Raw genomic sequence first — 11244 nt, 5'->3', positions numbered from 1 at the left:
AAATCCACCCGCAAACCGTCGTCTGAGCTAATGGTTGCGCTTCTCCCACAGTGGGAGAAGGCAAAGCGCTCCGCCCCTAACATCCCGCTTCGCCCAGCCGCAACCACCTCTGGACCATGAGCCATTCCTTGCCGCCGAGCGGCGGAAACGATACGCACGGCTGCAATTCCGCCTCTCAACGCAACATTCCGCCGGCCCACCCATGAAACCCAGGGATATCGCCGCCTACATCTTCCTGGCCATCACCTGGGGCCTGTCCTTCCTTGTCCTGCTCAAGGTTGTGCATGCCTTCGGCTGGGTCGGTGCGGTCACCTTGCGCGCACTGATCGCCGGCATCACGCTTTTCCTGCTCGCGGCGGCGACGCGGCGACGGCTCGATTTCAGCGCCGGCTGGCAGCACTTCGCCGTGGTTGGCGCGACGACGGTCGCGGCGCAACTGATCGGCCTGTCCTACGCCACCCCACGCATCGGCACCGCGATGGCGGCGATCCTTGTTGCCGCGATCCCGCTGTTCTCGATGATCCTCGGCCAATTGTGGGGGCTTGAACGCATCACTGTTCGCGGACTGGCCGGCCTGCTGCTCGGCGCCGCCGGCATCACCGTGCTGGTCGGCTTTCCCGCCGTCCCGATCACGGCACCCTTCGCGTTCGGCTGCGCCGCCTCGCTGTTCAGCTCCTTCTCCGCCGCCTTCGGCAGCAACTACGCCAACCGCCACCTGCGCGCGGCGGGCTCGTTCGAGCTCACCGGCGCCGCTTTTCTGTTCGGCGGCCTGATGACGCTGCCGCTGCTGCTGGCAGTACCGGTGCCAGCCATGCCACGCCCCGTCGACTTCCTCTACCTCGCCCTTCTCGCCTGCGTGATGAGCGCGCTGACCTACATCGTCTATTTCCGGCTGGTTGCCAGCATCGGCGCCACCAGGACGATCAGCGTCGAATTCGCGGTTACGACGATAGCGGTGCTGGCCGGAACGCTTCTGCTCGGCGAGCAGCTGACCGTCGTCCAGAGCTTCGGCGCGACGGCGATCATCGGCGGCTGCATGCTGGTGCTGGACCCGTTCCCGCGCCGGACGGAAGCGGCCGTCTTGCCATCGGCCCAACCTTTGGTGTAATCGCCTCTAGCATGATCCCGAAAAGTGGAATCCGGTTTTCGGGCAAGATCATGCTTTAACAAGAGAACAGAACCTTGGGCTCTGCACTCGAACGTCTCGAAAGGAGGGCTCACGTGTTCACGTTTCATCGTCACCATCGTCAGCGTGGCCCGATTTCTGCCCTGCGAGCTTGCTTGCAGGGCTGACCAGGGACGGTCCGGGTTTTTCCCGCTTCGATTTTTTGGTCTGCCCTTCGTGGTGCTGCAATGCCGAGCCTGATGGCCAGCAAGCGCACCGTCAAAGTGCACTGAGCCGGACACGGCAAGACCAGAGAAATCATAATGGCCCTGATCAGCCTCAAATCCCTCGGCGTCGCCATGAGTGCGCCGCTGTTTTCCAATCTCGACCTCACCATCGGCACTGGCGACCGGCTCGGCATCGTCGCCGCCAACGGTCGCGGCAAGTCGACCTTGCTCAAATGCCTGACCGGCGAGATCGAGCCGACGTCGGGCGACATCACCCGCACGCGCGGCCTGCGCGTCGGCCATGTCGAACAGTCCGTTGCCCCTGCCTTGCTCGGCCGCACCTTCCATCAGGTGGTGGCCGACGCCCTGCCGCCCGAGCAGGCCGACAGCGAGATGTGGCGCGTCGATGTGGTGCTGGATTCGCTTGATGTGCCGGAGGCAATGCGCGAGCGAGAAATGCGCGCGCTGAGCGGCGGCTGGCAGAGGCTGGCGCTGATCGCCCGCGTCTGGGTCACCGATCCGGATATGCTCTTGCTCGACGAGCCGACCAACCATCTCGACCTCGCCCGCATCAGCCAGTTGGAGAGCTGGATGAACGCGCTGCCGCGCGAGGTGCCTGTCGTCATCGCCAGCCATGACCGCGCCTTCCTCGACGCCACCACCAACCGCACCCTGTTCCTGCGCCCGGAACAGTCGCCGGTGTTTGCGCTGCCCTACTCCCGCGCCCGGCAGGCGCTCGACGAGGTCGACGCCTCGACCGAGCGCAAGTTCCAGCGCGACATGAAGGTGGCGCAGCAACTGCGCCGCCAGGCCGCCAAGCTCAACAACATCGGCATCAATTCGGGCAGCGATCTTTTGACGGTCAAGACCAAGCAGCTCAACCAGCGGGCGGAAAGACTGGAAGAGGCGGCGAATCCGGCGCATCGCGAGAAGTCGGCCGGGGCAATAAGACTGGCCAATCGCGGCACCCACGCCAAAGTGCTGATCACGCTCGACGACGCGGCGGTTGAAACGCCCGACGGCACGCTGCTGTTCAAAACCGGCAAGCGCCACATCTGCCAGGGGGACCGCATCGTGCTGCTCGGCCGCAATGGCGTCGGCAAGTCGCGCTTCGTCACCCTGATCCGCAACGCCATCCTCGAGCCGGACGCCGTTCAGAATGTGAAGGTGACGCCGTCGACGGTGCTCGGCTACAGCGATCAGGCGCTGTCGGGCATCAGCGGCGACGACACGCCGCTGGCCATGGTCTCTCGCCGCTACGATGTCGGCGAGCAACGCGCCCGCTCGCTGCTTGCCGGCGCCGGCGTGGTCATCGAGATGCAGGAGAAGAAGATCGGCGTGTTGTCCGGCGGCCAGAAGGCACGGCTGATGATGCTGGCGCTCAGGCTCGCCAATCCCAACTTCTATTTGCTCGACGAGCCGACCAACCATCTCGACATCGACGGCCAGGAAGCGCTGGAGGAGGAATTGCTCAAGCACCAGGCAAGCTGCGTGCTCGCCTCGCACGACCGCTCCTTCATCCGCGCCATCGGCAACCGCTTCTGGCTGATCGAGAAGCGGAAGCTGACCGAGGTGGAGGATCCCGAGGACTTTTTCCGCGAGGTGGCGGATATGGCGGGTTGAGAGCGATCGATTGGCCGTAGGCTATTTGCTTACAGACTCTTGATTTGTGTAAGCGATCTGTTTACATACATCCATGATCAAGTCCTTCAAGAACAAGGCGCTGTCGGACCTCTTTCAAACCGGAAAGTCAGGCAAGATCGACGCCAAGATGCACAAGCGCGTTCTTGTTCGACTTGACCGCCTGGAAGCTTCGGAGAAACCGGAGGAGATGAACCTCCCCGGCTTCGATTTTCACCAGCTCAAAGGCTTCGATCCCATCCGCTACACGGTCCACGTCAACGGCCCGTGGTGCATCACATTCGAGTTCGACGGCAAGGACGCCGCCCGCGTCGATTTCGAGCAATACCACTGAGGCGGCCAGATTGGAGAAGTTCGACTTATGACCGAGAACAAGCCGATGCGTCCTCTTGAGCGTTGTCCCTCCCACCCGGGAGCGCTGCTTGAGGACATTATCCCGGCAACCGGAAAGACCAAGGTGGAAATTGCAAATCTGCTCGGGATCTCCCGGCAGCAGCTCTATGACATCATTCGCGAAAAGAAGCCGGTTTCGCCGGCCGTGGCCGCCCGCCTTGGGAAGCTGTTCGGCGACGGAGCCGCGATCTGGCTTCGGATGCAGGCGGCTTTCGATGCCTGGCACGCCGAGCGCGAGGTTGATGTCTCAGCGATCCCGACGCTTAAGGTTGCGTAGGTCTTACTCTGGGTCGAATCCCGGGTCGTAACAAAAATTGCGACGCTGTGTCGGATTGCCTGAACCTGCCTCGTCCTTGGGATGCCGACACGATGATGCCGGCGTCAACCCAGGGAGAATGCATCATGTCCGTCCTTTCATCCATCGGTCGCATCGCAACCCAATATGCGGCGGCGCGTGCCCGCCACCGCAGCGAACGCATCCTGCTCTCGCTGCCGGCCGAACTGCGCAAGGATATCGGCTTTCCGGAAATCCTGGATGCGCGAGACAGCCGTCGCGCGGCGACCTTCTCGGCCAAGATCATATGACCGCGACGAACCGGCCCATGTGCCTGTCGTTCAAACCCTCCGGTTGCCCGGCCTGTCCGGGCCCCGCCTGCGAAAAAAATTTCGCCGCCATGTAGGATCGCCGTCGTCCCGTGCGTCCTGGGATTGGCAAAGCCAAGCCAAGCGCAAAGAGGAGCAAGAGATGACCGACCAGACCCCCGTTCAGCCCAGGGCAGAAGTGCTCGGCGGATTGACCCCCTATCTGCAGGTGGACGGCGCCTTCAAGGCTGCCGAATTCTACAAAACGGCCTTTGGCGCCGAGCAGGTCTTTGCCTATCCGGCCGACGAGCAGGGCCGCACCATGCACATCCATCTCCACATCAACGGCTCGACGCTGATGCTTTGCGACGCCTATCCCGAACACGGCCATCCGCATCAGAAGGCGCAGGGCTACACGCTGCAGCTCCATCTCGGCGATGGCGATATCGATACCTGGTGGCAGCGCGCCGTCGATGCCGGCTGCGAGGTGGTCACGCCACTGCAAGTGATGTTCTGGGGCGACCGCTGGGGTCAGCTCAACGATCCGTTCGGCGTCGCTTGGGCCATGAATGCGCCGGTGAAATAAGGCGGAAGCTTTTCACCTCTCCCCTTGTGGGAGAGGTCGGATTGCCCCGAATTGCCTTTCGCAATTCGGTTGGCAATCCGGGTGAGGGGTAATTTGGCGCCAAGCTGGAACGCCCCTCATCCGTCTCGGCGCTGCGCGCCGATCCACCTTCTCCCACAAGGGGGAGAAGGAAGTACCCCACCAATGAGGAGTTCCACCATGTCCTATGTCGATGGTTTCGTGCTTGCCGTGCCTAAGGCCAAACTTGACGACTACAAGAAGCTCGCCAACCTCGCAGGCCCGATATGGATGGAACACGGCGCGCTGGCCTATGTCGAATGTATCGGCGACGACGTGCCCTATGGCGAGCTGACCTCGTTCCCGCGTGCCGTCCAGGCCAAGGACGACGAGGTCGTCATCTTCTCCTGGGCCGTTTACGAATCCAGGCAGAGCCGCGATGCGGTCATGGCCAAGGTGATGGCCGATCCGCGCCTGCAATCCGACTGGTCGACCATGCCGTTCGACGGCAAGCGCATGATCTTCGGCGGCTTCCAGCCGTTCATGGAGCTTTGAGCAGCTGGCGCAGTGAGCGCCTGTTGCCAATCTGTTACCCGCCGAGCTTGTCCAGCAGCGGCTTCAGCCTGTCGCCATAGCGCTTCCATAGGTCGACGGACCCCTGGTACATCGGCTGGCGCACTTGCGCAGCCGATGCGGTGCGCACAGGCCGGTCCGTCTGGTGGAACGACAGCACGGCATCGTCCCATGGCAGGCCGAGATGGTCGATGAGCGCCCGGCTCTGCCCTTCCTGGTCGGCGACGAAATCCTCGTAGCGCACATCGTGCACGACACCCGGCAGCACACTGTGCCAATGCGCCATGATGTCGGTGTAGAGATTGTGGAAGTCGGCGAGTTCGCCGAGATCATAGCCGTAGCGATGGCTGTCGCCGCGGAAATGCACCTTGTAGATCGACAGGCAGGTCGCCGCCGCATCGCGGGCGCAATGGATGATCCTGGCCTTCGGCATCATCATGTGGATGAAGCCGACGAGCAGGAAGTTGCCCGGCATCTTGTCGGTGACATGGCGCATATGCGGGAACCGGGCGTGCAGCATGTCGAGATAGGCCCGGCCTGCCTCGGCGAAATCGGCGTCGTCCGTTTCCGCCACGCCCCAGGGGAAGCCGCCCGGCATCGTTGCCGGGAACTGTTTGCCGACCGCCTTCTTCAGGATGCTGAGCTCGCCCGCGCCATAGACCTGCGGATGGCTGGCGATGATCTGCTCGACCAGCGTCGTACCCGAACGCGGCATGCCGACGATGAAGATCGGCGCGTCATCGGTGATCGGGCTCTGCTTGTGCCGTTCGAAGAAGCCGGCGTCGAACACCGTCTTCATCGCCTCGAATTCCGCGCGCGTCCTGACGGGATCATAGTTGATCCCCTTGCGGCGAATGGCATTGCCTTCGGCGAAATAGTCGAAGGCCATGTTGTAGTCCTTCAGATCGTCATTGGCCTTGCCGAGCCCGAAGGACAGCTGCATGCGTGCCAGGCTGCCCTGCGGCGCCTTGGCATGCTGGGCTTCCATGCCGGCCAATTCGGCGTCGCGCTCCTGCTGGCGCTTGACCTGCGCCAGCATCAGCCAGGCCGTGGCCATGCCGGGATTAACCGCCAACGCCTGCCGGAACAGATCGGCAGCTTCATCGAGCTTGCCCTTTTCCATCAACCCGACGCCGAGCCCGTGCAACAGATCGGCATCCTTGGGGCGAATGGTCAGTGCCTCCTGGAAAACCGCCAGCGCCTCGTCCAGCCGCCCGGCCTCCTGCAGCGTTTCGGCAAGCCCGATGCGGGCGCGAACATGAAATGGGTTGCGTGCGACCGTGCCACGATAGATCTCTTCGGCCTCATCGAACTGGCCGACCTGCTTCAGCGACGAACCGAGATTGTCACGCGCAGCGAGCTGGTCCGGCCGCAGATCCACCGCGCCACGGAAGAAATCGATGGCCGCGGCAGGGCGGCCGAGATCGCGCATCACCGTGCCGAAATTGTTGAGGAAATCGGGATTCGTCGGCTGCAACTGCACCGATTGTTCGATGAGATCCAGCCCTTCGTCGCTGCGCCCGGTCTGGTGCAGCAGCAACCCCAGGAAATGCGCCGCGGCCGCGTGCTTGGGCTGACGCGCCAGCACCTGCCGGTAGATCGCCTCGGCTTCCTGACGGCGCCCGGCCTGATGCAGTTGCAGCGCCTGCTGCACATACTGGTCGAGCCCCAGCGGCGGCTGCCCCCCAGCGCCAGACCTCGCTCCCGCACCCGCCGCTCTTCTCTGATCTCTGTTGATGGGAAACCTGCCGTGTTTGTCCGCCTGCCGCGATCTAAGCCATTGGCGCGGCAGGTTCAAGGCTTTGCGTGGTTCCCAGCCCTATCCGTCGTGAGGGCGATCAGATCAGACGATTGGTCCCGGCAACCTGCCTGGCCCGCCTCACGGTGCCATCGGTGTCGGCGATCGTTCGCCGTGCCGCCTCATCGCTTCTGATGGTCAGCCGTGCCGACTTGGCGATCATCGGCTGGCCGGTGGGACCGACGGCAATGGCATGTATGGCGGTCGGCTTGATGATCGGATTGACCGCCGCGGTCTTTCCCCTTGAGCTTCTTGTGTAAATCATGGATTTGTCCTCGTTCAGGAGTAAATAAAAATACCTGCGTCCGGGAAATATCCCGGTGAGCTCTCAATAATTTTTTGAAATATCCTGGAGTCTTAGCAGAATTATTTTGGTATTTATAGCGATCTATTTTTTATCCAAGGCGGGCGGATTTTATGAATCATCTTGAAGACGCCGCCCGATCGATCTATATAAGATGCATCGTTTGGGCCAGAATTGGCATCTCGCGGCGTCAGAGGTTCTCGACCCGCCAATCTCATACCAAATCATCGATACCGGGCGCGCGGCACATTGGCCGTGCGACGATTTCTCAATCCGCGAAAGACATCCATGAACACCGGAACCGTGAAATTCTACAATGGCCAGAAGGGCTTTGGCTTCATTCAGCCGGCCGACGGCGGCAAAGACGTTTTCGTCCATGTCAGCGCATTGGAGCGCGCCGGTTTCCCGGGTCTCGCCGAAGGCCAGAAGCTGCAATTCGAGTTGGAGCGTGACGCCAAGGGCCGCGAATCGGCCGCCAATTTGCAACTAATCTGATCCGGCCGAATTCGATGAACGCTGACCACGGATGTACTGGCAGCTCTCGAAAGCGGCTTATTTCCAGCGATTGCCGGAAATAGGAAAGCGGGGCTCGTCCCCGCTTTTTTGCTTTCCGGATCGCCGTTTCGCATGCGCCCCCCAAGGGCGTAAAAATATCAAGGCGTAAAACTATCAAGGCCAGGACAATGCCGGACCGCACCACCCATTCCATCGCCCATTTCACCGCACCGTTCGTGCTCGGCGGGCTGGAGGGCCAATTGCCGGCTGGCGATTACGACATCGATCACGACGAAGAGCTGGTCGAGGGCATGTCGCGGCTTGCCTGGCGCCGAGTCGCCACCTTCATCCATTTGCCGGCAAGGGCGGTGAAGAACCCGCCCACCAGCCAGCTCGTCGCCATCGATTACCTGGACCTCGAAACAGCGCTGAAGCGCGACCGGGAGAATGCAGCATGATCCGTTTCCAGCAGAATGCGCGGCCGCGCAACGACACCCCCTCGCATCTCTTTGCGGTCGGCCAGACCGTGCGCATGAAAGGCCGTGGCGGCCTTCTCCTCAAGACCGCGGACCTGTTCGAAATCAAGAGCAGGTTGCCGGTGAAGGACGGTTCCCCGCAATACCGCATCCGCAGCGAACACGAGACTCATGAGCGGGTTACCACAGAAGACAATCTCGAACCGGCCGACAATCCGATTGTTGCCAGCAATCCGATTGTCTGAGACCGCGCCAAACGCCAAACCAACACGCATGAGGAGCAGCCAAGATGGCCAAGGGTCAGCAGCGAAGCAATCGCGAAACGCGCAAGCCGAAGAAGGACAAGGTGGTGGCCAAGCCCGCCTCCCCGTTCGGCTCGTCGGTCAAGCAGGCAGAGAACGGCCTGAAGCCGAAGTCCAAGGGCTGACAAACAAGGGGGCGCCTCGTGTGCCCCTCTCCGTCTTCTGTTAAGGCGACGGGCACAACTGGCCCATGCAACGCTTGCCACGGAGGCTTGCTTGAACTTCGTTATCGAGTTCTACCGGTCGCGTGACGCCGAGGAAGCGACGCTCGACAGAGTGTCGCTGGAAGCGCCGACCTTACGCGCCGCGCTGCAGGGCGCCACCGCGCTGTTCCACAGCCTGGCCATGCCGCAAATCCCCGATCGCCTGCGCATTTCCGATGAAAACGGCAGCGAACTTTATGCCGGGCCGGCCGATGGGGCCTATCGGGCCTAGACGAGAAGCATTTGCTGCATGACCCCATTAAAGTTGACGTAAGGACGAGGCCATAAGATCCGCCTGAACGCGGCCGCCAATCGGGCCGAGGCATTGTGGGCCGCCCGGCGCGATCGTCGGCCAAGGCAGGAGGCACATGGACAGGTCTCGCATCATCGTGACGGCGGTGGTGCTGGCCTTGCTCGGCGCCATCGTGCCCATCGCCGCGATGTTTCACCTTTCATGGACCCAGGCCGTCCAGAACGAATACGAACGGCTGCACCAGTTCGCCAGCCGCGCCATCGCCAGGGCTGACATATCGCTCGATGAGGCGAACGATGCCTTGCGGCAGATTGACCGGCTCAGCGGCATCCCCTGTTCGGCGGAGCACATAGCCCGCATGCGGCAACTTACCATCAACACACGCACCATCGAGGAAATGGGCTATTTTGAAAATGGCCTGCTCAAATGCTCCTCGTGGGGACCGACCGAGGGTCTCGTCGCGCAATCCAGGCCGGACTTCGTCACCAGTGACGGCATCGCCGTAACCGCCCGCATGCAGCCGGTGATGAGCGTGGGCCATACGCTGATGGCGCTGCAGTTCAAGCACCACAACGCCCTTGTCGATCCGGTGCGTTTTGCCGACGTCGTCGTCGATCCCGGTGTCCAGATCGCTCTGACGACGAAAACCGGCATCCTGCTCGGCACGCTGAACGGCCCCGACCCGGCGCGGGTTGAAAAGATCGTCGCCGGTCCTGCGGAAGGCATCGACGACGGCCTTTTGTTTGCCACCGCGCGCGGCACCGGCTGGATCGCCGTCGCCACCGAACCGGAAAGCCAGATCCTGGACAGCGTGCGCCGGCAGCAGCTCTTGCTGCTCCCGCTCGGCGCCTTCATTGCCGCCTTCATCATCGGCATGGTCGTCTGGTTGTCCCGAAGGCGGCTTTCACTCCTGGGAGAGTTGCAGATCGCCGTGCGCAAGCGCGAGTTCATCCTGCACTACCAGCCGATCGTCGACCTCAGGACCGGCAGATGCGTCGGCGCGGAAGCGCTGGTGCGCTGGAAGCGGCCGGACGGCTCCCTGGTGCGGCCCGATCTTTTCATTCCGCTTGCCGAGGAGAGCGGGCTGATCACCGCGATTACCGACCAGGTGATCGCGCTCGTCGTGTTCGACCTGAACAGCCTTCTGGTTGCCGACCGCTCCATTCACATCGCCATCAATCTCAGCGCGGCGGATGTCGGAACGGAGCGGGTTCTGCCAATTATCGCCAAAGCGCTGCAGCACACCGGGATCCAGCCGCAGCAAATCTGGCTCGAGGCGACCGAGCGCGGCTTCGTCGATATCGAGGCGGCTCGATCGGCGCTCGCCCGTGCCCGCGAACTTGGCCATGCGGTGGCGATCGACGACTTCGGCACCGGCTACTCCAGTCTCTCCCATCTCGAAGGCCTGCCGCTCGATGCCCTCAAGATCGATAAGGCGTTCATCGACACGATCAGCACGAATTCCGCCACCAGTTCGGTGACGCCGCACATCATCGACATGGCCAAGACGCTGAAGCTGACGATCGTCGCCGAAGGCGTCGAAACCCAGGCGCAGGCCGACTACCTCGTCGAACGCGGCGTCGAATATGGCCAAGGCTGGTTGTTTGCGAAGCCCATGCCCGCGGCCGAGTTCATTGCCTATTGCCGGCGGGCAGAGATACGGCCGCGTGGCGGCCGCTGAGCAGCCTGCGCCCTCTCCCGATCCATGGGCGCAAGCCTACGCTTTCAGCACGGCCCTATGTTTTCAGCACGGCCCGTCACCAACCACACGATAGTCCGCGGCGCGGGCTTCGCAGGCATTGGGGAAGCTGCGCATCTCGCCATGCCGGCGGGCGCAGACGGGGGCGTATTCGCGGGTGCAGGATGTCTGCTCTTCGCCACCGCCACCGCCACCGCCACCACCGCCACCACCGCCGCCATCGCGGCAGGGACCGTCACGCACGATGCGGTAGCCGGCGCGGTCGGCAAGGCAGGCATTGGCGAAGGTCTGGCGGTCACCACCGCGCCGAGCACAGACCGGCTCGTATTGCTTGGTGCAGAATTGCGGCTCGGGCCGCGGTGGTCGCGGACGCGGCCCCGGCCCGTCATCGACGACGACGGTGCAGGCGGCCAGAAGCGCCGACAGGAACAGGACGGCCAACCCTTGCCTGGAGTAGCCGAACCCCAGTCTGGAGACGCCAAACCCTTGCCTGGAGAAAAATGACGCCTGAAATTTCATGCTGATCTCTCCCTCGATCCCATCCCTGATGATGATCCTCGCAATTCGCCCTCCAAATGCAACCCCCGTTTGCAGCCCGCACGGCAAACCG

At 62.6% G+C, this 11244-nt stretch carries 16 protein-coding genes; 13 read left to right on the top strand and 3 right to left on the bottom strand.

All coding sequences use genetic code 11. The features are described from left to right. The first annotated feature begins 202 nt into the window (after positions 1-202). From LB568_RS20865 to LB568_RS20835, 7 genes are all read left to right on the top strand, one after another. On the top strand, positions 203-1108 hold the full coding sequence (locus LB568_RS20865) for a DMT family transporter (protein WP_224731149.1): 906 nt from the start codon (positions 203-205) through the stop codon (positions 1106-1108). Between the two features lie 320 nt (positions 1109-1428). Continuing rightward, on the top strand, positions 1429-2955 hold the full coding sequence (locus LB568_RS20860; protein WP_224731148.1) for an ABC-F family ATP-binding cassette domain-containing protein: 1527 nt from the start codon (positions 1429-1431) through the stop codon (positions 2953-2955). A gap of 73 nt (positions 2956-3028) precedes the next feature. Then, positions 3029-3307 (top strand): type II toxin-antitoxin system RelE/ParE family toxin, encoded by a 279-nt coding sequence (locus LB568_RS20855; RefSeq protein ID WP_013893523.1) that lies wholly within the window; start codon positions 3029-3031, stop codon positions 3305-3307. Positions 3308-3334: 27 nt separating this feature from the next. Further along, positions 3335-3643, top strand: a complete 309-nt coding sequence (locus LB568_RS20850; RefSeq protein WP_224731147.1) for a HigA family addiction module antitoxin — start codon at positions 3335-3337, stop codon at positions 3641-3643. A 125-nt stretch (positions 3644-3768) separates the two neighbouring features. Then, complete coding sequence (locus LB568_RS20845; protein ID WP_140571912.1) at positions 3769-3951, top strand: hypothetical protein; 183 nt, start codon at positions 3769-3771, stop codon at positions 3949-3951. Between the two features lie 160 nt (positions 3952-4111). Beyond that, complete coding sequence (locus LB568_RS20840) at positions 4112-4534, top strand: VOC family protein (RefSeq protein WP_013893520.1); 423 nt, start codon at positions 4112-4114, stop codon at positions 4532-4534. A gap of 198 nt (positions 4535-4732) precedes the next feature. Then, on the top strand, positions 4733-5086 hold the full coding sequence (locus LB568_RS20835; RefSeq protein WP_013893519.1) for a DUF1428 domain-containing protein: 354 nt from the start codon (positions 4733-4735) through the stop codon (positions 5084-5086). 34 nt (positions 5087-5120) lie between these two features. Here LB568_RS20835 and LB568_RS20830 read toward each other — a convergent pair whose 3' ends face one another. Both LB568_RS20830 and LB568_RS20825 read right to left on the bottom strand, forming a co-directional pair. After that, positions 5121-6758 carry a tetratricopeptide repeat-containing sulfotransferase family protein gene (locus LB568_RS20830; RefSeq protein WP_224731146.1) on the bottom strand — a complete coding sequence of 546 codons (1638 nt, stop codon included), beginning with the start codon at positions 6756-6758 and terminating at the stop codon, positions 5121-5123. A 184-nt stretch (positions 6759-6942) separates the two neighbouring features. Then, positions 6943-7167, bottom strand: coding sequence for a hypothetical protein (locus LB568_RS20825; protein ID WP_224731145.1), 225 nt, complete (start codon positions 7165-7167; stop codon positions 6943-6945). A 327-nt stretch (positions 7168-7494) separates the two neighbouring features. Between LB568_RS20825 and LB568_RS20820 the strand changes: the two genes are divergently transcribed. From LB568_RS20820 to LB568_RS20795, 6 genes are all read left to right on the top strand, one after another. Continuing rightward, positions 7495-7701 (top strand): cold-shock protein, encoded by a 207-nt coding sequence (locus LB568_RS20820; RefSeq protein WP_013893516.1) that lies wholly within the window; start codon positions 7495-7497, stop codon positions 7699-7701. A gap of 188 nt (positions 7702-7889) precedes the next feature. Continuing rightward, positions 7890-8159: a hypothetical protein gene (locus LB568_RS20815; RefSeq protein ID WP_023779620.1), complete on the top strand. Its 270-nt coding sequence runs from the start codon at positions 7890-7892 to the stop codon at positions 8157-8159. Then, on the top strand, positions 8156-8422 hold the full coding sequence (locus LB568_RS20810) for a hypothetical protein (protein WP_140571902.1): 267 nt from the start codon (positions 8156-8158) through the stop codon (positions 8420-8422). The genes LB568_RS20815 and LB568_RS20810 overlap by 4 nt, the downstream gene beginning before the upstream one ends. Positions 8423-8466: 44 nt before the next feature. Next, positions 8467-8604: a hypothetical protein gene (locus LB568_RS20805; protein WP_013893513.1), complete on the top strand. Its 138-nt coding sequence runs from the start codon at positions 8467-8469 to the stop codon at positions 8602-8604. Between the two features lie 91 nt (positions 8605-8695). Further along, positions 8696-8914, top strand: coding sequence for a hypothetical protein (locus tag LB568_RS20800; protein WP_224731144.1), 219 nt, complete (start codon positions 8696-8698; stop codon positions 8912-8914). A 136-nt stretch (positions 8915-9050) separates the two neighbouring features. Continuing rightward, positions 9051-10616 (top strand): EAL domain-containing protein, encoded by a 1566-nt coding sequence (locus tag LB568_RS20795; RefSeq protein ID WP_224731143.1) that lies wholly within the window; start codon positions 9051-9053, stop codon positions 10614-10616. Between the two features lie 63 nt (positions 10617-10679). On the opposite strand, the gene LB568_RS20790 is transcribed toward LB568_RS20795, so the two are convergent. Beyond that, the gene (locus LB568_RS20790) at positions 10680-11198 is read right to left on the bottom strand and encodes a Kazal-type serine protease inhibitor family protein (RefSeq protein ID WP_412033922.1); all 519 of its coding nucleotides are present in this window, start codon (positions 11196-11198) and stop codon (positions 10680-10682) included. Positions 11199-11244 lie beyond the last annotated feature (46 nt).

The sequence above is a fragment of the Mesorhizobium sp. B263B2A genome (genome assembly GCF_020165775.1).
GTDB classification, from domain to species: domain Bacteria; phylum Pseudomonadota; class Alphaproteobacteria; order Rhizobiales; family Rhizobiaceae; genus Mesorhizobium; species Mesorhizobium opportunistum.
Note: the sequence above shows the minus strand (reverse complement) of the source record. Positions and strands in the feature narration are given on the sequence as shown.